The sequence below is a fragment of the Marinobacter maroccanus genome, assembly GCF_002933275.1.
GTDB lineage: Bacteria > Pseudomonadota > Gammaproteobacteria > Pseudomonadales > Oleiphilaceae > Marinobacter > Marinobacter maroccanus.
In genome coordinates, this window is the sequence record NZ_PSSX01000001.1 from 186,354 (window position 1) to 208,177 (window position 21,824).

The window sequence follows — 21,824 nt, forward strand, 5'->3', positions numbered from 1 at the left end:
GTTGTTGATCCGGGAATGTCGTCGGCCATGGATGGACGACGCCAAGCGCACATGGATGTGCTCGTAGCGTTTCCCGGATCAACAACCCCACGCCCGCGGACTCAAATCTAGAAGGCTGGTAACAAAATGGCAGAAGGCGATCGCCTAGTTTGGATTGATCTGGAAATGACAGGCCTGGATCCGGAAAAAGAGCGGATCATCGAAATGGCCACAATTATCACCGATTCAGAGCTCAATATAGTTGCGGAAGGACCGGTTATCGCCGTCCATCAGCCACAATCCTTTCTGGATGCCATGGACGAATGGTGCACCCGAACCCATGGTGAAAGCGGCCTCACCAAGCGCGTTCAGGAAAGCGACATCTCCGAATCTGAAGCCGAACAGCAGACTATCGAATTCCTGAAAAAACACCTGGAAAAGGGCCAGTCACCCCTCTGTGGCAACAGTATCGGCCAGGATCGCCGATTCCTCGTCAAGTACATGCCCGAACTGGAAGACTTCTTCCACTACCGGAACCTCGATGTATCCACGGTGAAAGAGCTAGCCCGTCGCTGGCGCCCGGATGTCCTGGCCGGGGTTAAAAAGAAAGGTAGCCACCTAGCCCTCGACGACATCCGCGACTCCATCAACGAACTGCGCCATTATCGGGAACAGTTCTTCAAGCTATAGACCGTGCCGCCTCAAGGCCCACTGGACATGCTCGCGGACCATCTCGGAAGGGTGGTTTGCCCGCTGTTTCAGGGCCTCTATCACCGGAATGGTTGAGGGCGCGTTGCCCAACCCGACCGCCAGGTTGCGAAGCCAGCCCTCATAGCCCGTTCGCCGAATCGCGGATCCCTCAGTGCGTTTCAGGAACTGCTCCTCCGTCCAGAGAAACAGTTCTGCCAGGGAACTGTTGTCCAGCCCGTGTCTCGGTTGAAAGTCCTTCTCTCCTGTCGGCTTGCTGAACTTTTGCCACGGACACACCAACTGGCAGTCGTCGCAGCCAAAAACCCGGTTGCCCATTAGTGGTCGCAGCTCCTCGGGTATGCTCCCCTTAAGCTCAATGGTCAGATAGCTGATACAGCGCCGGGCATCAAGCTTGTGGGGGCCAACAAAGGCGTCCGTCGGGCAGAGATCAAGGCAGGCGGAGCAACTGCCGCAATGGTCGGCTTCAAACGGCTCATCGGTGGGCAGGGGCGCGCTGGTAAAGATTTCCCCGAGGAAAAAGAACGAGCCGGCCTTCGGGTGGATCAGCATGTTGTTCTTGCCAATCCAGCCCAGACCCGCCCTCTGCGCCAGGGCGCGCTCCAGCACCGGCGCGCTGTCCACGAACGCCCGATAGTCGTATCCGCGGACGGCTTCATCAATCCTGGCTGCCAACTGCGCAAGCCGCTTGCGGATCAGCTTGTGGTAATCCCGTCCGAGAGCGTAGCGTGTCACATAGGCGCCCTCGCGGTTAGTAAGCGCTTCTTTCGGGCTGTCCGGTGAGGGCAGGTAGTCCATTCTCACTGAAATCACCCGAGTCGTGCCCGGCACCAGGGAGGTGGGCGTGTAACGCTTGTCACCATGGTGGGCCATATAGTCCATTTCGCCCTGATAACCCGCTGCCAGCCAGTCCTGCAAATGGTTCGCGTGCTCGCCAGTGTCCGCCGTGGTAATGCCCACATCGGCGAACCCGAGCTCGGCTGCCCACTGGCGGATAAGCGCTGGCAGATCAGCGAGTTCCGGGTGTGTTGTGGTACTCAACGATGTGGCGCTCATAGTCACTGCCGGTGCTGGATTTTGTTCGCGAAGCCGGGTACGGATATTTAATCTGATTAAGTTATGACCTTTTCCGCTGTTTTGCTATGCTTTACAGGTATCTGGCCAATTTTCTTAAACCGGTTTCTGTAACGGGAGCAAAGGTTCATGCCGCCGTCCGCTGGGCACAGTCTACCAGACGCACTGTTTTCCGCCGATGCGGTGAGGCAGATCGATCGCTATGTGATTGATCAACAGGGTGTTGATGGTTTTGAGCTGATGCAGTCTGCTGCCCATGCCGCCTTTCGTTGTCTGGTGCGGCACTGGCGCAACTGTGGCTCGGTTCTGGTGCTGTGCGGTGCGGGTAATAACGGCGGTGACGGCTACCTGGTTGCAGCCAGCGCGCGGAGGCATGGTCTTGGTGTTCATTGTATCGCCGTCGCGCCAACCGTAAAACTGTCCGGTGACGCCCGTAAGGCCTGGCAAAAGGCCCTGGCGGACGGTGTTGAAGTCCTCGAACTGGAGGCTCTTAGCGAATCATCACTGGATGATCTGTTTGCTGGTGCCGGCCTGATTGTAGACGCCATGCTCGGTACTGGCGTGTCCGGTGCACCCCGGGAGCCGTTTGCCACTCTGATAGGCCGATGTAACAGTGCGCCTGCGCCAGTCCTTGCGGTGGATCTGCCGTCCGGTTTGAACGCCACCACCGGAGCAGCCGAAGGGGATGTGGTCAATGCGGCCATGACGGTGACCTTTATCGGTCTCAAAGCCGGCCTTTTTACGGGGCAGGGCGCAGCGGTCTGCGGGGAAGTGGTTTTCGAATCCCTGGATACAGAAGATGGTGTCGCCGGTAGTGGTCAAAAACCTGTGGCGTGCCGTCGTGACTGGGGTTCCGTCATGTCCTGGTTGCCGCCCCGGCCTGCCAACGCCCACAAGGGGCGGTTCGGGCATGTACTGGTGGTAGCCGGCGATCGGGGTTATGGCGGTGCGGGCCTGCTGGCGGCAGAGGCCGCAGCGCGGTCCGGGGCTGGTCTGGTCTCGCTGGCAACACGCCCGGAACATGTGACGGCCGCCCTGGCAAGATGCCCGTCGGTAATGGTTCATGGCCTGATTCATGGCTCTGAATTACCGTCGCTGCTGGACGCCGCCTCGGTTGTAGTGTGCGGTCCTGGTATCGGGCGAAGTGCCTGGGGCCAGCAGATGCTGGAGCAGGTGATTGCCAGTGGCAAACCAAGGGTGCTGGATGCGGATGCCCTGAACCTGTTGTCCGGTCGGGTTGCCGTGCCGGCGGATAATCACGTTTTGACGCCCCACCCGGGCGAGGCGGCCAGGTTGCTGAATTGTCTGGTGCCGGAGGTAGAGGCGGACAGGATGGCCGCCGCCCGAAAATTGCAGGCACTTTACGGCGGAACCGTTCTGCTGAAAGGCGCGGGCACCATTGTCGCTTCTGAAGGTAGCGCTCTTGATGTCATCAGCGGCAGCAACCCGGGCATGGCCACCGGCGGTATGGGTGATGTTCTTTCGGGTATTATCGGCGCGGTTCTGGGGCAGATTGGTGACGGGCAAAAAGCCGCCGTGCTCGGAGCGGCGGTCCACCTGGCTGCGGCTGGCAGGGCTTCAGAAGCCAGTGGGTTCATCGGTTTGATACCGACCGATGTTATCGATGCGCTGCCGCTGGTTTTTCGGGAGTCTGAGAGGTACCCGGAGGCGAGAGACTTATGAGCATAATGGGTAATGAGCGCCGGCTTTTCTTGCAAGGCGAGGCTGAAACCGAGCATCTTGGCCGTGAGCTGGCGAGAACCGTCGCGGAATCTGGCCGCGGCCTGGTGATCTATCTGGATGGTGAGCTCGGTATGGGGAAGACCACCATCAGCCGGGGTGTCATGCGCGGGCTGGGTCACGAAGGGGCCGTAAAGAGCCCGACCTACACACTGGTGGAGCCCTACGAAAACCTCAATCCACCGACTTACCATTTTGACCTGTATCGCCTGGGCGATGCTGAAGAACTGGAATATATGGGCATCCGGGATTATTTCTCCGGCGAAAACCTGTGCCTTATTGAGTGGCCTGAGCGAGGTAAAGGCATATTGCCCGAGCCGGATCTGGAAATTCATCTCGAGACTCGAGGTGAAGGACGTTCCGTAGTGATCAGGGCCCGCTCAGAACTGGGCGCCCAATTGCTGAACGAACTGGAGTTGATTGGTCCGGCGCATTAGCGAGTCCGAGACCGGGAATAAACTGGCAGGTAAGCTTTATGAATTGTGCAAAGCTGAGTAAACGATTGATCTGGCCGATCGCGGCATTACTCGCGTTGTTGGCGTTTCACGGTTCGGCTGCAACGCAGGTCGAGAGTGCGCGTATCTGGCCCGCGCCAGATCATACCCGGCTGGTTCTGGATACCGGCGGGCAGGTAGAGCACAACATTTTCTCCCTGAGCAGTCCGGCGCGGCTGGTTATCGATCTGAAAAATGCGAATCTGAAGACCGATTTCTCAGGTCTGGACCTTTCCGGTAGCCCGATCAAGCGGATCCGGAGCGCGCCAAGAAACGGGACCGATATACGCGTGGTCCTGGATCTCAAGGCCGACATCAAGCCGCGGAGCTTTCAGCTTGAGCCGAACCAGCAGTACGGCCACAGGCTGGTGGTCGATCTCATTGACGAAAGTGGCAGCCGGCTGGAGAAGGCTACAACGCCCACCGTGACCCAGGATTCATCCGGGAAGCGGGACGTTATTGTAGTCATCGATGCCGGGCACGGCGGCGAAGACCCTGGCGCCATTGGTCCCCGGGGAACCCGTGAAAAGGATGTGGTTCTGAAAATGGCGAAAACCCTGGCTAACCTGATCAATGATCGGCCGGGATATACCGCCAAAATGACCAGGACCGGAGACTATTACATTGGCCTTCGCAATCGAACGATTCTGGCCAGGAAATACAATGCCGACCTGTTCGTTTCGGTACACGCCGACGCCTTCCGGACACCGCAGCCCAAAGGGGCATCGGTGTTCGCCCTTTCCCAGCGAGGTGCCACCAGTGAGACGGCCCGATGGTTGGCTAACAGTGAGAACCGGTCTGATCTGATCGGTGGTGCCGGGGGATTGTCTCTCGATGGCAGGGACGACATGCTTGCCGGTGTTTTGCTGGACCTCTCGATGACAGCCAGTATCAATGCCAGCCTTGGTGTTGGCAGTTCCGTTCTCGGTAAGCTTGGTGGCGTGGCGAAGTTGCACAAGCCTGGCGTCGAGCAGGCCGCTTTTGCGGTGCTGAAATCGCCGGACATCCCCTCCATTCTTGTGGAGGCCGGGTTTATCTCAAACCCCCAGGAAGAGAAGAATCTTGCCACCGAGTGGTACCGTAACAAGCTGGCTGGCGCCATCATGAAAGGTATTGATGACTACTTCCAGAAAACTCCACCTCCCGGGACTCTTCTGGCGTGGCAGAAACAGAATCGCCAGGGTGGAGACAGCATAAGCCACTACCGCATCCAGCGTGGCGACACCCTGTCCGGAGTGGCCCGGAAAAACCAGACCACCGTCAGTGAGCTGATGCAGTTTAACGACCTTCGGGACGACCGTGTTATGGTAGGGCAAACCATTCGTATTCCCGCGTCCTGATCAAGAGGTTTTTCCGTAACATGCCCCCCATTCGATTGCTGTCACCACGGCTCGCGAACCAGATTGCCGCGGGCGAGGTGGTGGAGCGACCCGCGTCTGTTGTCAAGGAACTGGTCGAAAATGCCCTGGATGCCGGTGCCAACCGGGTCGATGTTGAGGTCGAGCAGGGCGGCGTCAAGCTTATTCGCGTTCGGGATGACGGCGGCGGGATCGAGGAAGACGACCTTCCCCTGGCGCTCAGTCGTCATGCCACCAGCAAGATCGCCAGTCTGGATGACCTGGAAGCTGTGGCGTCCCTTGGCTTTCGCGGGGAAGCGCTTGCCAGTATCAGTTCTGTCTCACGGTTGACCCTGACCTCAAGGACCGAATCGCAGGAAGCTGCTTCCCGGGTGGAAGTCGAGGGCCGTGAAATGGACGCGAGAATTTCGCCTGCCGCTCATCCGGTCGGAACGACCGTGGAAGTGCGGGATCTGTTCTTTAATACCCCGGCCCGTCGAAAATTCCTCCGTACCGAAAAGACCGAATTTAATCATGTCGAAGAGTGCGTGCGCCGGCAGGCCCTGAGCCGTTTCGACGCCGGTTTCACCCTGCGCCACAATCAACGCGTTGTGCAGAGCCTGAGACCGGCCGAATCGGCGCTTGATCGCGAGCGGCGTATTGGCGCACTGTGCGGCCAGCAATTCATAGACAACGCGGTGGTCATTGATGCGGAAGCTACCGGGTTGCGGCTCTGGGGTTGGGTAGCCCTCCCCACGTTTTCACGCAGCCAGGCCGACCTACAGTATTTCTTCGTTAACGGTCGCGTGATCCGTGACCGCCTGGTGGCCCATGCAGTGCGCCAGGCCTATCGGGACGTACTCTACAATAACCGGCATCCGGCGTTTGTGCTCTATCTCGAAGTGGATCCCGCCACCGTAGACGTGAACGTCCACCCGACGAAGCATGAAGTCCGATTCCGTGATGGCCGTCTGGTCCACGATTTTATTTTCAGGACCCTGCACAAGGCATTGGCCGATGTGCGCCCGGACGATCATTTTCGCGGTGCGGTGGCCCAATCCTTCGGTCGCGAAGCATCGGCCCAGGCCCCGGAGACCGTCCCGGCAGGTACGGCCTGGAACGGCCAGCCGTCGGTGCCAGATTACGGTCCTTCAGGTGGCTCAGGCTCCGGATTTGGCGGACAATCACAGCCGCAACAGGAGTGGCGAGCCAGCGATCAGATGGCGTTTTACCAGTCCCTGAATGCCGGCGGGGGTAGCGAGGGGCAGCAGTCTATGCCCTCTGGCGATGGCGTTGCTACGCCAATGCCTACTCCGCCTGTTGATAGTGATCAGGAGCCGCCGCTGGGTTATGCCATTGCCCAGCTGCATGGGATCTACATTCTTGCCCAAGGTCGCGCGGGTCTAATCGTGGTGGACATGCACGCGGCCCATGAACGCATTACCTACGAGCGGATGAAACGTGCGCTCGCCGAGCAGGATCTGAAAAGCCAACCGTTGCTGGTGCCGCTGTCGCTGGCGGTCAGTCAGAAAGAGGCAGCCCTGACCGAGAGTCATGGTGAAGAATTGCAGAAACTGGGTTTGCAGATCGAGCGCATTGGCCCGGAAACCCTGGCGGTTCGGCAGGTGCCCGCGCTCCTGCGTGGTGCCGATACAGAGCAGCTGGTGCGTGACGTTCTGGCCGATCTGATTGAACACGGACAGAGTGACCGGGTTGAAGCGGTGACACATGAATTGCTGGGAACCATGGCGTGCCATGGTTCCGTTCGTGCCAACCGGCAGCTGACCATTCCTGAAATGAACTCGCTGCTCAGGGATATGGAGGCGACCGAGCGGAGCGGCCAGTGCAATCACGGCCGGCCGACATGGACCCTGGTGACCATGTCTGAACTGGACAAGCTGTTCCTCAGGGGGCGCTGAGGTGTCGCTGCCCCCTGCCATCTTCCTGATGGGCCCCACGGCCTCTGGTAAGACAGACCTGGCCGTGGCGCTCTGTGACCATCTGCCTTGCGAAATCATCAGCGTGGACTCTGCCATGATCTATCGAGGCATGGACATCGGGACGGCCAAACCAACCGCTGCCGAACTGGCACGCGCACCCCACCGGTTGATTGATATCTGCGATCCGGCGGAAACCTACTCCGCTGCGGATTTCCGTCGGGACGCCCTGGCAGCGATGGCGGAAATAACGGCTGCTGGCCGAATTCCCCTGCTCGTAGGCGGCACCATGATGTATTTCAAAGCGCTGCTCCATGGTATGTCCGGCCTGCCTTCGGCAAGCCCCGCCGTGCGACGGGCTCTGGAACAAGAGGCCGAAGAGCGGGGCTGGGAGGCCCTGCACGAGGAACTAAGGAGCAGTGATCCGGTCGCAGCTGAGCGCATCCATCCCAATAACCGGCAGCGTCTGATTCGGGCCCTCGAAGTCCTGCGGCTCACCGGTAAGCCAATTTCCGAATTCTGGAAGGCCGAATCCGATTCGGGCGGACAACCAACGGCAGCGGCGGAAGGCGGCGATATTGAGGATTACACCTATTTCACTCGCTGGCAGGCAGACGAAACATCTTTGCTTCCGTATACTGTGGTTCAGCTTGCCATGATGCCGCCGGAGCGGCGAGTGCTTCATGAGCGAATTCGTCTGCGTTTCCTGAAAATGCTGGATGCAGGCTTTCTCGACGAAGTGCGGGCACTGATGCTCAGGGAAGACTTGCACCCTGATCTCCCTTCCATGCGTTGTGTCGGATATCGTCAGGCCTGGAGTTATTTGTCCGGGGAAGACGACTACGAGACATTTGTCAGCAAGGGAGTGGCAGCAACACGCCAGCTGGCCAAGCGGCAGTTGACCTGGTTGCGCAAGTGGTCCGATGTGGACTGGCTGGACAGCGACGACAAACTTATCGCTGAGGCAGCCTTGAAAAAAATCCGACTTCGCACCACATTTAAATTTGACAAATGACGATCTGCATTTACTAAAAACAGGAGAAAACACATGTCAAAAGGGCATTCGTTACAAGACCCTTACCTTAATGCATTGCGCAAGGAACGCATTCCGGTTTCCATCTTTCTGGTCAACGGTATCAAACTTCAGGGCCAGATCGAGTCTTTCGACCAGTTCGTGATTTTGCTGAAAAATACTGTCAGCCAGATGGTCTACAAGCACGCTATTTCCACTGTGGTACCTGCCCGCAATGTTCGCATTCCGCAGCAGGCGCCGGGAGGAGAGGGCGAGTCTGAAGACTGATTCATCCGCTTCCCGGTCTTGCCACCCGCGCTCCAGAAGATCCCGTCCAGGGGTCTTGTGGCCGCGGGTGTTTGTTTTTATGACACTCATAGTCTGATTGCCCCGGAGTTGATGCCAATTGTTTGAACGTCCTGATGTCGGTGAGCGCGCGGTACTCGTCCACATCGATTTTACTGCCCACGATGGCACCGAAGACCCCGGTGAATTCCGCGAACTGGTTACGTCTGCCGGTGTTGAGCCGGTCTGCACCGTTACCGGGTCCCGCAAACAGCCCAGCCCGAGATTTTTCGTCGGAGAGGGCAAGCTGGAAGAGATTCGCGATGCAGTAGCCGCCAATGAAGCCGACGTCGTATTGTTCAACCATGCTCTGAGCCCGCGTCAGGAGCGCAACATTGAGCATGAACTCAAGTGCCGTGTGCTTGACCGCACCGGCGTGATACTGGATATTTTTGCGCAGCGGGCCCGCACACACGAAGGTAAGCTCCAGGTAGAGCTGGCCCAGCTCGAACATATGTCCACGCGTCTGGTTCGGGGCTGGACTCACCTTGAACGTCAGAAAGGTGGTATCGGTCTTCGGGGGCCGGGTGAAACCCAGCTGGAAACCGACCGCCGTCTCTTGCGGGAGCGGATCAAGTCCATCCACAAGCGCCTCGAAAAGGTACGTCGCCAGCGAAATCAGGGTCGAAGAGCCCGTCAGCGGGCTGACATTCCCACGGTGTCGCTGGTCGGTTATACCAACGCCGGTAAATCGACTTTGTTCAACCGTATTACCACTTCGTCCGTATATGCTGCAGACCAGCTGTTTGCCACGCTGGATCCGACATTGCGGAGGCTGGAACTTCCGGATATCGGGCCGGTCGTAATGGCGGATACCGTAGGATTCATCCGGCATCTCCCGCACAAACTGGTCGAGGCGTTCCGGGCCACGCTGGAGGAAACCACGCAGGCAACCTTGCTGCTGCATATTATCGACAGTCACGATCCGCGTCGTGACGAGAACATCGAGCAGGTTGAAGAGGTTCTGGCCGAAATCGGGGCAGATGAGATTCCCATGCTGCAGGTGTTCAACAAGATTGATCTGTTGGAAAACTTCACACCGCGGGTTGAGCGCAATGAAGACGGTGTTCCGGTGCGGGCCTGGGTGTCCGCGGTAACCGGTGAAGGTCTCAACGGCCTGTTCGATGCAATCGTTGAGCGAGTGGCAGAAGATGTTGTTCACCACTTCGTTCTGCTCGGTCCTGCGGATGGCAAGTTGCGCGCGCTGCTGCATGAAGCAGGTTCGGTGTTGAGCGAGGAGTACCGCGATTCCGGCGATACGGTTGTTGAAGTGCGATTGCAGAATCGGGACTGGCAGCAACTGCTCAGCCGGGCCGGAGTCAACGAAAAATCCGTCAGGCTGGACGTTGGACATGCCTGAAACCGCAACGGCTATTGCCGGGGCGGAGATAAATCCCTAGTATTTGCAGCCATTCTATCTATAAGTCAGTAACGGAGAGCACTATGGCCTGGAACGAACCGGGTGGAAACCGTAACGACAATGACCCCTGGGGTACCGGTGGTGGTCGGCGCGGTAATGATCAAGGGCCGCCAGACCTCGATGAGGCGCTGAAAAAGGGTCTCGACAAGCTCAACAAAATGCTTGGCGGCAAGGGTGGAAAATCCGGCGGAAGCGGTGGTAGTAGCGGCGGAAGCGCCGCTGGCTTCGGGGCCATCCTCGCGCTGGCAGCCATCCTGGTGGTCGGCTACGTCATCTTCCAGTCTTTCTATACCGTGGACGAACAGGAACGGGCGGTTGTCCTCCGTTTCGGTGAATACCACCAGACCGAGAATCCGGGTCTGAGGTTCAAGGTGCCGCTGATTGACAGTGTTACCAAGGTACGTGTCACTAACGTGCGTACCGCTGAGTCCAGTGGCCAGATGCTGACCCAGGACGAAAACCTGGTGACGGTGGATCTGCAGGTTCAGTATCGAGTAGGCGACGCTGAGGCCTACGTACTGAATGTGCGTGACTCCAACCAGGCACTGGCGTTCGCGACCGACAGCGCAATTCGTCACGAGGTGGGTAGCTCCACGCTCGACGACGTGCTGACCGAAGGTCGTGCGGAACTGGCCGTTCGGGTAGAGCAGAGGCTCCAGATGTTCCTGCGGGAATACGGTACCGGCCTTGAGCTCGTACGAGTGAACGTTGAAAGTACTCAGCCGCCGCCTGCGGTTCAGGATGCCTTCCGTGAAGTTCAGCGCGCCCGTGAGGACGAGCAAAGAGTGAAAGAGGAGGCCGAGACCTATCGAAACAAGATTGTTCCCGAGGCCCGTGGTGAGGCTCAGCGGATGATCGAAGAGGCCAACGCTTACAAAGAAGAGGTTATCGAGCGGGCCCGTGGTGAAACCGCGCGTTTCCTTGAGCTGCTGGCGGTTTACCAGATGGCTCCTACCGTTACCCGCGAGCGGATGTACCTGCAGACGGTCGAGACTGTGCTGGCCAACAGCAGCAAAATCCTGGTGGATACCGAGAGCAGTGGCAACATGATGTACCTGCCGCTTGACCGCCTGACCCAGGGCTCCCTGCCCCGCACCGGTGGATCTTCTTCCAGCAGCAACCAGGGCAATGTGGACATCCAGACCCTGACTGATCAGGTTCTTCAGGAACTGCGAAACAGGCAGGATACGACCGTTCGGAGGAGCAGATAATTATGGGACCTAAAGGTGTAGTGGGCCTTGCAGGCGCCCTTATCGTTGTCCTGCTGGTGCTGTCCAGTGTGTACATTATTCCGGAAACCCACAGGGGTGTGCTACTCCGGTTCGGTGAGCTGGTTGAGACCGACATCCAGGCGGGTATTCATTTCAAGGTTCCGGTTATTGACCAGGTCCGTGAATTCGATATCCGGGTTCTGACCATGGATCTGCCCTCCCGGCAATACCTGACCGTGGAAAAGAAACCACTGGATGTGGACTCTTATATTGCCTGGAAGATCCGGGATGTGGACCAGTTCTACCGGGCAACCGGCGGCGATGAGTTCCGTGCCCAGTCTCTGCTATCTTCCCGTGTCGACAACGGGCTGCGGGATGAGTTTGGTATCCGGACCATGGTTGAAGTGGTTTCCGGCCAGAGGGATGAGCTGATGCACACCCTGCGGGATCGCGTAAACCAGACCGCCCAGAGCGAATTTGGTATCGAGGTCCTGGATATCCGGGTCAAGGCCATCGAGTTCCCCGGGCAGGTCAGCGAAAACGTTTACCGCCGGATGGCGACCGAGCGTGAGAAACTGGCCCAGGAGTTCCGTTCACGGGGCCGCGAGCTGGCCGAAGGTATTCGTGCAGACGCGGATCGCCAGAGAACGGTTGTTCTTGCAACAGCTTTTGCGCAGTCTGAGGAAACCCGTGGTGAAGGGGACGGCGAAGCCGCGCGAATCTATGCTGATGCTTACGGCTCCAATCCGGAGTTCTACAGCTTCTATCGCAGTCTTCAGGCTTATCGCAACACCTTCATGAGCAAGGATGACATCATGGTGATCGATTCCAACAGTGCGTTCATGAAATTCCTGAACGACCCGCAGGGTGCTCGTTAACCCCGCAGGCTGAAACCAAAAACCGGAATACCTCAGTATTCCGGTTTTTTTGTGCCCGCCAACCGTGTAAAATTCTTGCGGTTTTGTGTCGGGCTTTTTAACGAGTGCCGCCTTAAATCCTGTGTGATCCCCCGCCGACTGCGCCGGAGCGGATATAACGGACAACGGAATCTCATGACAGTATCTGATCGCTGGTTACTGCCAGACGGGGTAGAGGATATTCTGCCTCCATTGGCCGGACGGATCGAATCCCTGCGTCGGGATGTAATGGATACCTGCCAGCGCTGGGGTTATCAGCTGGTTATCCCACCGCTTATCGAATATCTCGAATCCCTTTTTACCGGAACCGGGCATGATCTGGAGCTACAGACCTTCAAGCTGACCGATCAACTCACGGGTCGCATGATGGGTGTGCGCGCCGATATGACGCCTCAGGCCGCCCGCATTGATGCCCATACACTGGGTCAGGAAGGGATCACTCGCCTGTGCTATGCAGGGCACGTACTCCATACCCGTCCAAGGCATATGCTGACGGGGCGCACCCCCATCCAGGCCGGCTGCGAACTGTTTGGCAGTGGCTCGGAAGCGGCAGACATGGAAGTGATCAGCCTGATGCTGGAAACACTCCGGGTTTCCGGTTTGCCGCGTATCCATCTGGATCTGGCCCATGTGGCCATCTACGAGAGCCTGATTGGCGAAGCGGATTTTGATCGGGATACCGAGAGCGCCATTTTCGATGCCATGGCCCGCAAATCGGTTCCCGAGCTTGATGAACTGCTTGGTCAGTGTGCGCCTGGCTCTGCTGGCGCTCGCCTGCGAGAGCTCGCCCGTGTCAGCGGTGGTCCGGAAGCCTTGAGCCAAGCGCGCCGGATCCTGGAGGGGGCGTCTGAGAGTCTGGATGCTGCGCTTGATCAGCTCGGGCGGGTGTCCGACATGTTGAGCCGGGATTATCCGGATATCAGTTTCGGATTCGATTTCTGTGAGCTCCGTGGCTACAACTACCACACCGGGCTTGTGTTTGCGGCCTATGTGCCTGGCCATGGTGATTCCGTGGCCAAGGGTGGTCGTTATGATGCCATCGGCAGTGATTTTGGCCGGGCCCGCCCGGCAACTGGGTTCAGTCTTGATATACGGTCACTTGTCTCGCTCGGAGAACGGGTGGCACGGAAAGCAGGGGCCGTCTGGGCGCCGGCGGATGACGACCCGGCCCTGGAGGGCGTGATCTCCGGTCTGAGAATGACGGAAACCGTTGTTCGCGCCTTGCCCGAAGATGACGGCGTAAATCCGGCCGCCAGAGGTTGTGACCGGGAGCTGGTTAAACAGAATGGCCAATGGGTCGTGCAAACGCTGGGCTGATGCCGCGGGGCCTCGGTGAATTCATTTACAGGTAAACTTGCGAAACGCCTGTCCTGCGGGGCAGCCGCATTGAGAGAGAATCATGGGTAAAAACGTTGTTGTGCTGGGCACCCAGTGGGGTGATGAAGGCAAGGGTAAGATTGTTGACCTGCTGACCGACAAGGTTGCAGCGGTTGTTCGCTTCCAGGGCGGTCACAATGCCGGTCATACCCTGGTTATTGACGGCAAGAAAACGGCGCTTCACCTGATTCCTTCCGGTATCCTGCGGCAGCATGTCTATTGCCTTATCGGTAACGGTGTTGTCCTGTCGCCCGAGGCCCTGCTGAAAGAAGTGCGTGAGCTGGAAGCCAATGACGTGGCGGTTCGCGATCGCCTTCGCATCAGTCTGGCGTGCCCGATCATTCTGCGTACCCACGTTCGAATTGATCAGGCCCGGGAAAGGGCTCGCGGTGTCGACAAGATCGGCACCACCGGTCGCGGTATTGGCCCGGCCTATGAAGACAAGGTCTCCCGCCGTGGCCTGCGCCTGGGCGATCTGTGTAACCCGGCAGATTTCGAAATGAAACTGCGGGAAATCATGTCGTACCACAACTTCATTCTGACCGAGTACTTCAAAGAAGAAGCCGAAGACATTGATGCAGCCCTGGAAGAGCTGAAGCAGATGGGTGAGGAAATCCTGCCCATGGCGGCTGATGTCACTGACATGCTGCACGATTTCCGCAAGCGTGGCGAAAACATCCTGTTCGAGGGCGCGCAGGGCTCACTGCTGGATATTGACCTGGGTACCTACCCGTATGTGACGTCTTCCAACACCACCGCCGGCGGTACCGCCACAGGCTCAGGTTTCGGCCCGTTGTTCCTGGACTATGTGTTGGGTATCACCAAGGCTTACACCACCCGTGTTGGTTCCGGGCCGTTCCCCACCGAGTTGTTTGACGATATGGGTCAGCATCTGGCCGTCAAGGGCAACGAAGTTGGAACCACAACCGGGCGCGCCCGTCGTTGTGGCTGGTTTGATGCGGTGGCTCTTCGCCACGCCATCCAGATCAACAGCGTGTCCGGCATCTGTCTGACCAAGCTCGATGTGCTGGACGGACTCGAGACCGTGAAGGTGTGTGTCGGTTACAAGACCCCGAACGGCGAGATTTTCCGGCCGCCCATTGGCTGCGACAGTTACAAGGACATCGAGCCTGTCTACGAGGAGTTGCCGGGCTGGAGTGAGAGCACCGTTGGCCTGACCAGCGTCGATCAGCTGCCGGAGAATGCCAAGGCCTACATTCGTTTCCTGGAAGAGCAGATCGAGGCGCCAATCGACGTGATCTCTACTGGTCCGGATCGTATTGAGACCATCACGCTCCGTCATCCATTTGGCGAATAATCGCTGATGGATGAAAAACCGCCCTGCCGAAAAGCACGGCGGTTTTTTCGTGTTCAGGGCTTCTCGGCAATCACGGTGGCCCGAAGTGGCCCTGGGTATCCTTCCACGGTTTTCGACGGGTCGTCCGGATCCAGAAAGTCCTGCAGGGAATTGAAGCGCATCCAGTCAGTACTGCGCTGTTCCTCGGTGGTGGTCTCGGTTACATCCACCACCCGGGCATTGCGGAAGCCGGTGCGGTCGAGCCAGCGCAGCAGTGTGTCGCAGCTGGGCAGGAACCAGACATTTCGCATCTGGCCGTAGCGATCCTCGGGCATCAGGCTGAAGCCCTCGGGGCCATCAACCACAAGTGTTTCCAGCACCAGCTCACCACCCCGGCGAAGTGTCCCCTTGAGCTCCAGCAGGTGGTCCAGTGGCGAGCGCCGGTGGTAAAGGACACCCATGGAAAAGGTGGTGTCGAAGGTTTCAAGATCTGCCGGCAGATCTTCCATCCTGATGGGCAGTAGATCGACGGGGACGTCGCCGAGGTAATCCTTGACGCTGAAGAACTGGAACAGGAACAGGAGGCCCGGGTCGATGCCAATCACCCGGCTCGCACCTTCTCCAAGCATGCGCCAGCAGTGGTAGCCAGAGCCACAACCGACATCCAGTATTCGGCGACCGGCCAGGTCTGAAAGGTACGGAGACACACGGTCCCACTTCCAGTCAGAGCGCCACTCAGTATCGATGTAGGTCCCGAAAAAATCGAAGGGCCCCTTGCGCCAGGGCATCAGGCCTCGCAGTCCGAGCTCCAGCTGCTCTTGTTGTGCCACGGTCAGGGGCTGGGGGGCATTCAGGGTAACGGCAGAGCGGTCCAGCTGCGCCGCTACCTGCTCCAGGTCGGGCAGGCGGTCCAGGGCGGCCTGCCAGCGGTCAAGATCGCCATGGGGGCGGTCTTCGAAGCGGTGAACCAGTTGCTGCCGGAGCGAAGTGGCCCAATGATCCAGGCCGTCTTTCGCGAGTTCATTGATGATTGGCCCGAATCGGGCTTTCCAGTCAAAATCTGCCATGGTCATTTGGTGGTTTGGTTGGCCTTGATGGCGAGCATGGAAACAAAGTTGAAGCACTGGTACCACACCACCACATCATTGAAGCCCGCCGTGAGCAGTCGTTCCTTGTGGGCTGCCAGTGTCTCGGGGATCAGTACCTGTTCGATGGCCGTGCGCTTCTGGCTGATTTCAAGATCCGAATAGCCGTTGGCGCGCTTGAATTCGTGGTGCAGTCGGGTCTGAACGGCCTGCTCGTCTTCGGACTCAAAGCGGATTTTCTCTGACAGGATCAGGACGCCGCCTGGGAGAGTGGCATCAGCAACTCGCTTGAGCAGGCTGGCACGTTTTTCCGGATCGACAAACTGCAAGGTGAAATTCAGCGTGGTTACCGAGGCGTTGCTCAGTTCGGTGTCCAGGATATCCTCGCACCTGAGGGTGACAGGGAGGGCGCTGTCGTCAAGGGCAATGTAATGCTCGCAGCGTTCGATCATGGCGCTGGAGTTATCCACCCCAACAAGCGCGCAATCCCCATGGGAAATGCCGTGACGCATTGCCAGGGTTGATGCGCCCAGGGAGCAGCCCAGGTCATAGCAGTGGGAGGCTGGCTGGGCGTATTGTTCGGTGATCACCTCGATCATCGGAATGATGGTGGTGTAGCCCGGCACAGAACGTCGAATCATGTCGGGGAACACCCTGGCTACCGATGCGTCGAATCGGAAATCCTCCGGCCGGCGTTCTGTGGCAAACAGCCGGTCCGTCACCTGCTCGGGTGCCTCCGACAGCTTTTGGGATTTAGCCATTGGAGTCGGGTGCCTCCGGAGAGGATGGTACAGCAGGCCCTGTCGGTGACGGCCGGGAGCAACGTACACCCCGGTTTTTATAGTCCACCAGGATTCCCCGGAACGACGGGTCCACATCGGCGGCAATCGCCAGGTAGCCATTTTCGCAGACCGCATGTAATTCCGAGGCTTTGGGCGACATCCGGAACGGATCGTCCTCGGTTACATGAATAGCCTGGAAATCGCCAACCGGCATGTGGTCCTTGTTGTCGCTGTGGCTGATCTTGCCACTCATTTCCAGCGCAAGAACGGTACCGATAACCGCAACCAGAGCGGTTACGATCAGGCTGCGGACGGTGTAACGGGCCTCATTCTGGCTCATGCCTACCTCGAATCAAACGAATTTAAAGTGTTGCTCAGTACTGCCCCGGTACCGTGATGGCCGGGGACTGCAGGGCGGATAGTTGTTCCCGAAGCGAGAGAATCTGGTCTGACCAGAAGCGTGGCTGGGCAAACCAGGGGAAAAAGCGTGGAAAGGCTGGATCATCCCAGCGTTTGGCCAGCCAGGCACAATGCGCGATCTGTCGATAGCAGCGCAAGGGCTCGATCAGATGGCGTTCACGACGATTGAAATCACGGAACATTTCGTAACCTTCCAGCAATTCGCCAAGCTGGGCGCCGCGCTCGAACTCGTCACCGTTCAGGAGCAGCCACATATCCTGAATAGCGGGGCCCGTGCGGCAATCGTCCAGATCCACAAACAGCATCTGCTCGTCTCGGCAAAGAATATTGCCGGCATGGCAGTCGCCATGAAGCCGCAAGGTTTCCACCGGGCCGGCTTCATCAACTCGAGCGGCACAGAGCCTTTGCAGGTCCGGGATCAGGCTGTCCCAGGCGGGCCTGAGGTCCGTCGGAATCCAGCTGCCTTCCAGCAGAAGCCGGTTGCTCGCGTCAATACCGTCAAGCAAGTCCATGCTGGAGCGGTGGGCAAACGGTTTGCTGGCGCCAATGTTGTGGATCTGACCAAGCCACTGGCCCAGACGGTAGAGGGTGTCGGTTACACTGGTGTCCGGCGCCTGACCGCCACGCTGTGGAAAAACCGCGAACAGGAATTCGCCATGGCGCCCCAGGGTGTCGCCGGAAGCCAGTTCCATCGGGGCTACAACTGGAATATCCGCCTGCAGAAGCTCCAGGGTGAACTCATGCTCCTCCCGGATTCCCGCTTCGCTCCATCGGCCCGGCCGATAAAATTTGGTGATAACCGGGGCGCCCTCATCCAGACCCACCTGATAAACCCGGTTCTCATAGCTATTCAGTGCGAACAGCCGGCCACTGACCGCGAACCCGGCCTCTTCCATCGCATCCAGGATAGTATCGGGCGTCAGGGAATCGTAGGGATGGGTGGATGCCGCAAGTGATGGGTCATGGGTCATAAAAGGACGTTTCAGAGCCTTGTGTCGTATTTGGATTTCATGGATTGCAGATGGTACCAGTTCTCATCCAGCTCCCAGCGAATACGGCTAATGCCAGACGCCCCGAGAACAACGTCTCCGGCGCGGGCCTGCACCTGCGCCAGCTCGCGTTCGGCCCGCTGCCAGTCCCGATGGCTGTCGCCAAGATTGCGCATGCTCGGGAAGACTGCACTCAAGGCCTTGTGGGTCGATGTCGTGTGCGACCGAAGCGAACTCATGATTGCAGTATCGCCCTCCACCCGGAGCACCCGGTGCTTGTAGGGATAGCTGGCAACCACATTGTCAGATTTCAGGCGTTCGTTGAGGCTTATTACCTCAAAGCCTCGCCAGCCTAGCCACCCGACAAACAGGGCGGCCACCACCATTACCAGAACAAACTGCTTCCTGTCAGACATCATAAGCCGGGCTCCATGCACTACTTTCCGGAAGCAAGTATAACCGGTATGGACTCCTGAGTAATGTGTTGAGCCTTGCCGGGGCGGTTTTGGCAGGGATGGAAGGATGGGGTAACCTCAGTGCGTTGTCAGTTGAGCCGGGGCAAGCGTAAGTGTCGACAGAAGTCCTTGAAAACCAGACCGTTGTAATCGGCGCCGGTGTCGTCGGGCTTGCCATTGCCCGCGCACTGGCCAGAGCCGGCCATGAGGTGATTGTGCTGGAAGCTGCAGACCGCTTTGGTGAGGGCATCTCCTCAAGAAACAGCGAAGTCGTTCATGCCGGCATCTATTATCCGGAACGGTCACTGAAAGCAGAACTGTGCGTTGAAGGCCGGCAGCGGCTTTACGAATACTGCCGGAGCCATAAAGTCGAACACCGGAAATGCGGCAAATGGATTGTAGCGGCCGACGAATCACAGAATAGTAAACTCCGGGATATTCAGGCCGCTGCGGCGCGCAACGGCGTCGAGCTGGCCCTGCATGACCCAGACAGAATCACCCGTGAAATCCCGGAAATCCACGCCAGTTCGGGACTCTGGTCGCCGGAAACCGGAATAGTCGACAGTCATGGTTTGATGCTCTCTTTGCTCGGCGAGCTCGAGGATGGCGGCGGCCAACTCGTTCTCCGGTCACCCGTGGTGGCCGCTGAATCGGACAACCACTGGCATCGCCTCCACGTAGGAGGCGACCATCCGCTGACCCTGAAAGCGAAAAATGTCATCAACGCCGCCGGACTCGCCGCTGTTTCGCTGGCAAAAACCTGGGCCGGCCTGCCTGATAAATACAAACCCCGGCAGTGGTTCGCAAGGGGAGCCTACTTTAGTTACAGCGGCCGAACACCCTTCAAAACCCTGATCTACCCGGTCCCGGAACCCGGTGGGCTCGGTGTTCATCTCACCCTCGACCTCGCCGGCCAGGCCCGCTTTGGCCCAGACGTTGAATGGATCGAAACGGAAGACTACACCGTTGACCCAAACCGCCAGGAAACCTTCGCCAGAGGCATCCGCCAATGGTGGCCACACCTCGACCCGGCCCGACTTCAACCGGCCTATGCTGGCATCCGGCCCAAGCTGGCCGGGCCTGATGGTGGCTTCGCAGATTTCCGAATTGATGGACCGGAAAATCACGGTTTGACAGGGTTGGTTAACCTCTTCGGAATCGAATCGCCAGGACTAACGTCCTGTCTGGCAATTGCCGAACGCGTAAAAGCGATGCTGGCATAACTGAAGATTTCGGGCGCCGGTCAGGCAGGTCCTCCCGGGATTGTAGAGGGCCATGGATGGCCCGAAACAAGCGCACAGGGAAGTGCTCGTAGCGTATCCCGGGAGGGCCTGCCTGACCGGTGCTTGCTCCGAAGAAGAATTTAATAGACTAACCGGGTGTCCGCGCCAAAGCCCAAACCTGAATCTCCCTGGCCCCGGCCTCCCGCAGACCCGAAGCCAAAACCCGAACCGTCGCCCCCGTCGTCACCACATCATCCACAATGGCCACCCGCTCAGGCACCTCCGAAACGACCTCAAACACCCCGCGCAGATTCGCCAGCCGCGCCTCGCGGTTCAACTCCCGCTGCGACCGAACCCGCCGGACGCGTTCCACCAGTCCGGTAGCCACAGGAATGTTCAGTTGGCCCCCGATGGTCTCGGCAATGTCCTGGGCCTGATTGAATCCTCGTCGGCGCCGTCGCCGGGCATCCATCGGTGCAGGCACCAACGCCGCGGGTCGCGTGATACTGCCACTCTGTAATGCCTGCTCAAGCAAGCCGGCGAAATCCGACATCAGCGGCCGGCCAAACTTACGTTGGCCATTGTATTTATAACGGCCAATCATGCCGTCCAGCGGGTACTGGTAACGCCAGGGAACAAAGGACGTCTCGAAGGGTGGTGGGTGCTTCAGGCAGTCGCCACAAAGCAGTTCCGAGGACGGAAACGCCAGGGGCAGGGCGCAGCAGCGACAGCGCCAGCGGTTAACCGGTAAATCGTCCCGGCAAGGCTGGCATAACCCATTGAAGGCCTTGGAGGAAAGGCAGGCGACGCAGAGTCCGCCCTGCTTTACGCTGTTAACCTTTTGTTCCAGGAAGGTTGACAGCCAGTTCAGCCCCTTTATCATCTGATTCATCCGTAAACCCAGAGACCGGGAAAGGTTAACAGGACTTTTACATGACCGCTACAGAACTCCGCCACGACTGGACACTGCAGGAAGCACGCGAGCTTTTCGAGCTCCCCTTTAACGATCTTCTATTCCGTGCCCAGAGCGTGCATCGCCAGCACTTTGACCCGAATGAAGTGCAGGTGAGCACTCTGCTGTCGATCAAGACCGGCGCCTGCCCGGAAGACTGCAAGTACTGCCCGCAGAGCGGTCATTACAACACTGGCCTTGAGAAAGAAAAGCTGCTGGAAATTGAAAAGGTGGTAGCTGAAGCCAAGGCCGCAAAACAGAAGGGGGCTTCCCGGTTCTGCATGGGCGCCGCCTGGCGCAGTCCTTCGAAGAAGGACATGCCTTATGTTCTGGACATGGTCAAACAGGTGAAGTCCCTGGGGCTTGAGACCTGCATGACGCTTGGCATGCTCAAAGAAGAGCAGGCGGTGGAACTGGCCGATGCCGGGCTGGATTACTACAACCACAACCTGGATACCTCTGAGAAGTATTACAGCCACATCATCACCACGCGGACCTACCAGGACCGTCTGGATACGCTGGACAATGTTCGCAAGGCCGGCATGAAAGTCTGCTGTGGGGGCATTATGGGCATGGGCGAAGATGAAGATGACCGGGTTGGTCTGCTGATGCAGCTGGCAAACCTGCCTCATCACCCGGAGAGTGTTCCGGTGAACATGTTGGTGAAGGTGAAAGGCACGCCCATGGAGGATGTCGAGGATCTGGATCCATTCGAGTTCATCCGCATCATTGCGGTGGCGCGGATTATGATGCCGGCTTCTCACGTTCGTCTGTCGGCGGGCCGTGAGAACATGAATGAGCAGATGCAGGCTCTTTGTTTCATGGCTGGCGCCAACTCAATTTTCTACGGCGAGAAGCTGCTGACTACCTCCAACCCTGAGGCTGATGCCGATATGCTGTTGTTCAAGCGTCTGGGAATCCGGCCTGAGCAGCGGGAGCAGTGTGCCTCTGAGGAGCAGGAAGAGGAGGCGATTGCCGAGGCTGTGGAGTATGAGGCGACACGTCACATGTTCTACGACGCTACGCGGGAATCTGCCTGAGCCTTTGATCTTGGGGAAGCAACGAGCGGG

The 21,824-nt window shown here is 58.4% G+C and carries 21 protein-coding genes; 14 read left to right on the top strand and 7 right to left on the bottom strand.

What is annotated here, in order from left to right:
- Positions 1 to 126 precede the first annotated feature (126 nt).
- Positions 127 to 669, top strand: coding sequence for an oligoribonuclease (gene orn / locus KEHDKFFH_RS00865; protein WP_104320177.1), 543 nt, complete (start codon positions 127 to 129; stop codon positions 667 to 669).
- On the opposite strand, the gene queG is transcribed toward orn, so the two are convergent.
- Positions 664 to 1,743, bottom strand: coding sequence for a tRNA epoxyqueuosine(34) reductase QueG (queG, locus tag KEHDKFFH_RS00870; protein ID WP_104320178.1), 1,080 nt, complete (start codon positions 1,741 to 1,743; stop codon positions 664 to 666). The two genes, orn and queG, sit on opposite strands and share 6 nt — an antisense overlap.
- 147 nt (positions 1,744 to 1,890) lie before the next feature.
- Between queG and KEHDKFFH_RS00875 the strand changes: the two genes are divergently transcribed.
- From KEHDKFFH_RS00875 to KEHDKFFH_RS00925, 11 genes are all read left to right on the top strand, one after another.
- Positions 1,891 to 3,444, top strand: a complete 1,554-nt coding sequence (locus KEHDKFFH_RS00875) for an NAD(P)H-hydrate dehydratase (RefSeq protein WP_104320179.1) — start codon at positions 1,891 to 1,893, stop codon at positions 3,442 to 3,444.
- Positions 3,441 to 3,938, top strand: a complete 498-nt coding sequence (tsaE, locus tag KEHDKFFH_RS00880) for a tRNA (adenosine(37)-N6)-threonylcarbamoyltransferase complex ATPase subunit type 1 TsaE (RefSeq protein WP_104320180.1) — start codon at positions 3,441 to 3,443, stop codon at positions 3,936 to 3,938. Before KEHDKFFH_RS00875 ends, tsaE begins: the two co-directional genes overlap by 4 nt.
- 38 nt (positions 3,939 to 3,976) lie before the next feature.
- Positions 3,977 to 5,335 carry an N-acetylmuramoyl-L-alanine amidase gene (locus tag KEHDKFFH_RS00885; protein ID WP_104320181.1) on the top strand — a complete coding sequence of 453 codons (1,359 nt, stop codon included), beginning with the start codon at positions 3,977 to 3,979 and terminating at the stop codon, positions 5,333 to 5,335.
- A gap of 20 nt (positions 5,336 to 5,355) precedes the next feature.
- Positions 5,356 to 7,251 (top strand): DNA mismatch repair endonuclease MutL, encoded by a 1,896-nt coding sequence (gene mutL / locus KEHDKFFH_RS00890; protein ID WP_104320182.1) that lies wholly within the window; start codon positions 5,356 to 5,358, stop codon positions 7,249 to 7,251.
- Between the two features lie 28 nt (positions 7,252 to 7,279).
- A complete protein-coding gene (miaA, locus tag KEHDKFFH_RS00895) occupies positions 7,280 to 8,284 on the top strand; it encodes a tRNA (adenosine(37)-N6)-dimethylallyltransferase MiaA (protein WP_241956410.1) in 1,005 nt (334 codons plus the stop codon).
- A gap of 33 nt (positions 8,285 to 8,317) precedes the next feature.
- On the top strand, positions 8,318 to 8,569 hold the full coding sequence (gene hfq, locus KEHDKFFH_RS00900; protein WP_008170056.1) for an RNA chaperone Hfq: 252 nt from the start codon (positions 8,318 to 8,320) through the stop codon (positions 8,567 to 8,569).
- A 118-nt stretch (positions 8,570 to 8,687) separates the two neighbouring features.
- Positions 8,688 to 9,986: a ribosome rescue GTPase HflX gene (gene hflX / locus KEHDKFFH_RS00905; RefSeq protein WP_104320184.1), complete on the top strand. Its 1,299-nt coding sequence runs from the start codon at positions 8,688 to 8,690 to the stop codon at positions 9,984 to 9,986.
- 83 nt (positions 9,987 to 10,069) lie between these two features.
- The gene (gene hflK / locus KEHDKFFH_RS00910; protein WP_104320185.1) at positions 10,070 to 11,257 is read left to right on the top strand and encodes an FtsH protease activity modulator HflK; all 1,188 of its coding nucleotides are present in this window, start codon (positions 10,070 to 10,072) and stop codon (positions 11,255 to 11,257) included.
- 2 nt (positions 11,258 to 11,259) lie between these two features.
- Positions 11,260 to 12,135: a protease modulator HflC gene (gene hflC, locus KEHDKFFH_RS00915; RefSeq protein ID WP_104320186.1), complete on the top strand. Its 876-nt coding sequence runs from the start codon at positions 11,260 to 11,262 to the stop codon at positions 12,133 to 12,135.
- 174 nt (positions 12,136 to 12,309) lie between these two features.
- On the top strand, positions 12,310 to 13,491 hold the full coding sequence (locus tag KEHDKFFH_RS00920; RefSeq protein WP_104320187.1) for an ATP phosphoribosyltransferase regulatory subunit: 1,182 nt from the start codon (positions 12,310 to 12,312) through the stop codon (positions 13,489 to 13,491).
- A gap of 82 nt (positions 13,492 to 13,573) precedes the next feature.
- Entirely contained in the window at positions 13,574 to 14,869 is a 1,296-nt protein-coding gene (locus tag KEHDKFFH_RS00925) for an adenylosuccinate synthase (RefSeq protein WP_064228650.1), read from the top strand.
- A 53-nt stretch (positions 14,870 to 14,922) separates the two neighbouring features.
- Here KEHDKFFH_RS00925 and cmoB read toward each other — a convergent pair whose 3' ends face one another.
- Genes cmoB through KEHDKFFH_RS00950 form a run of 5 tightly spaced genes read right to left on the bottom strand, consistent with a single transcriptional unit; the run spans position 14,923 to position 18,540 of the window.
- Positions 14,923 to 15,915, bottom strand: a complete 993-nt coding sequence (gene cmoB, locus KEHDKFFH_RS00930) for a tRNA 5-methoxyuridine(34)/uridine 5-oxyacetic acid(34) synthase CmoB (RefSeq protein WP_192875733.1) — start codon at positions 15,913 to 15,915, stop codon at positions 14,923 to 14,925.
- A 2-nt stretch (positions 15,916 to 15,917) separates the two neighbouring features.
- On the bottom strand, positions 15,918 to 16,694 hold the full coding sequence (gene cmoA, locus KEHDKFFH_RS00935; RefSeq protein ID WP_104320189.1) for a carboxy-S-adenosyl-L-methionine synthase CmoA: 777 nt from the start codon (positions 16,692 to 16,694) through the stop codon (positions 15,918 to 15,920).
- On the bottom strand, positions 16,687 to 17,055 hold the full coding sequence (locus KEHDKFFH_RS00940; RefSeq protein ID WP_104320190.1) for a PA3694 family proteiin: 369 nt from the start codon (positions 17,053 to 17,055) through the stop codon (positions 16,687 to 16,689). The genes cmoA and KEHDKFFH_RS00940 overlap by 8 nt, the downstream gene beginning before the upstream one ends.
- Positions 17,056 to 17,089: 34 nt before the next feature.
- Positions 17,090 to 18,106, bottom strand: coding sequence for a serine/threonine protein kinase (locus tag KEHDKFFH_RS00945; protein WP_104320191.1), 1,017 nt, complete (start codon positions 18,104 to 18,106; stop codon positions 17,090 to 17,092).
- A gap of 11 nt (positions 18,107 to 18,117) precedes the next feature.
- Positions 18,118 to 18,540 (bottom strand): hypothetical protein, encoded by a 423-nt coding sequence (locus KEHDKFFH_RS00950; protein ID WP_192875723.1) that lies wholly within the window; start codon positions 18,538 to 18,540, stop codon positions 18,118 to 18,120.
- 152 nt (positions 18,541 to 18,692) lie between these two features.
- Here KEHDKFFH_RS00950 and KEHDKFFH_RS00955 point away from each other — a divergent pair, with 152 nt between their 5' ends.
- Entirely contained in the window at positions 18,693 to 19,802 is a 1,110-nt protein-coding gene (locus tag KEHDKFFH_RS00955; protein ID WP_104320193.1) for an NAD(P)/FAD-dependent oxidoreductase, read from the top strand.
- Positions 19,803 to 19,950: 148 nt separating this feature from the next.
- Here the strand turns inward: KEHDKFFH_RS00955 and KEHDKFFH_RS00960 are convergent, their stop codons facing one another.
- The gene (locus KEHDKFFH_RS00960; RefSeq protein ID WP_241956401.1) at positions 19,951 to 20,694 is read right to left on the bottom strand and encodes a ComF family protein; all 744 of its coding nucleotides are present in this window, start codon (positions 20,692 to 20,694) and stop codon (positions 19,951 to 19,953) included.
- A gap of 41 nt (positions 20,695 to 20,735) precedes the next feature.
- Between KEHDKFFH_RS00960 and bioB the strand changes: the two genes are divergently transcribed.
- On the top strand, positions 20,736 to 21,794 hold the full coding sequence (gene bioB / locus KEHDKFFH_RS00965; protein WP_104320195.1) for a biotin synthase BioB: 1,059 nt from the start codon (positions 20,736 to 20,738) through the stop codon (positions 21,792 to 21,794).
- Positions 21,795 to 21,824 lie beyond the last annotated feature (30 nt).

Bases quoted from the DNA above. Each gene is read 5' to 3' on its own strand.
- hfq (WP_008170056.1), top strand. From the start codon at position 8,318: ATGTCAAAAGGGCATTCGTTACAAGACCCTTACCTTAATGCATTGCGC.
- tsaE (WP_104320180.1), top strand. From the start codon at position 3,441: ATGAGCATAATGGGTAATGAGCGCCGGCTTTTCTTGCAAGGCGAGGCT.
- KEHDKFFH_RS00945 (WP_104320191.1), bottom strand. From the start codon at position 18,106: ATGACCCATGACCCATCACTTGCGGCATCCACCCATCCCTACGATTCC.
- cmoB (WP_192875733.1), bottom strand. From the start codon at position 15,915: ATGGCAGATTTTGACTGGAAAGCCCGATTCGGGCCAATCATCAATGAA.
- cmoA (WP_104320189.1), bottom strand. From the start codon at position 16,694: ATGGCTAAATCCCAAAAGCTGTCGGAGGCACCCGAGCAGGTGACGGAC.
- KEHDKFFH_RS00960 (WP_241956401.1), bottom strand. From the start codon at position 20,694: ATGAATCAGATGATAAAGGGGCTGAACTGGCTGTCAACCTTCCTGGAA.
- orn (WP_104320177.1), top strand. From the start codon at position 127: ATGGCAGAAGGCGATCGCCTAGTTTGGATTGATCTGGAAATGACAGGC.
- queG (WP_104320178.1), bottom strand. From the start codon at position 1,743: ATGAGCGCCACATCGTTGAGTACCACAACACACCCGGAACTCGCTGAT.
- KEHDKFFH_RS00940 (WP_104320190.1), bottom strand. From the start codon at position 17,055: ATGAGCCAGAATGAGGCCCGTTACACCGTCCGCAGCCTGATCGTAACC.
- mutL (WP_104320182.1), top strand. From the start codon at position 5,356: ATGCCCCCCATTCGATTGCTGTCACCACGGCTCGCGAACCAGATTGCC.
- KEHDKFFH_RS00885 (WP_104320181.1), top strand. From the start codon at position 3,977: ATGAATTGTGCAAAGCTGAGTAAACGATTGATCTGGCCGATCGCGGCA.
- KEHDKFFH_RS00950 (WP_192875723.1), bottom strand. From the start codon at position 18,540: ATGTCTGACAGGAAGCAGTTTGTTCTGGTAATGGTGGTGGCCGCCCTG.
- KEHDKFFH_RS00925 (WP_064228650.1), top strand. From the start codon at position 13,574: ATGGGTAAAAACGTTGTTGTGCTGGGCACCCAGTGGGGTGATGAAGGC.
- KEHDKFFH_RS00920 (WP_104320187.1), top strand. From the start codon at position 12,310: ATGACAGTATCTGATCGCTGGTTACTGCCAGACGGGGTAGAGGATATT.
- miaA (WP_241956410.1), top strand. From the start codon at position 7,280: ATGGGCCCCACGGCCTCTGGTAAGACAGACCTGGCCGTGGCGCTCTGT.
- hflK (WP_104320185.1), top strand. From the start codon at position 10,070: ATGGCCTGGAACGAACCGGGTGGAAACCGTAACGACAATGACCCCTGG.
- KEHDKFFH_RS00875 (WP_104320179.1), top strand. From the start codon at position 1,891: ATGCCGCCGTCCGCTGGGCACAGTCTACCAGACGCACTGTTTTCCGCC.
- bioB (WP_104320195.1), top strand. From the start codon at position 20,736: ATGACCGCTACAGAACTCCGCCACGACTGGACACTGCAGGAAGCACGC.
- hflC (WP_104320186.1), top strand. From the start codon at position 11,260: ATGGGACCTAAAGGTGTAGTGGGCCTTGCAGGCGCCCTTATCGTTGTC.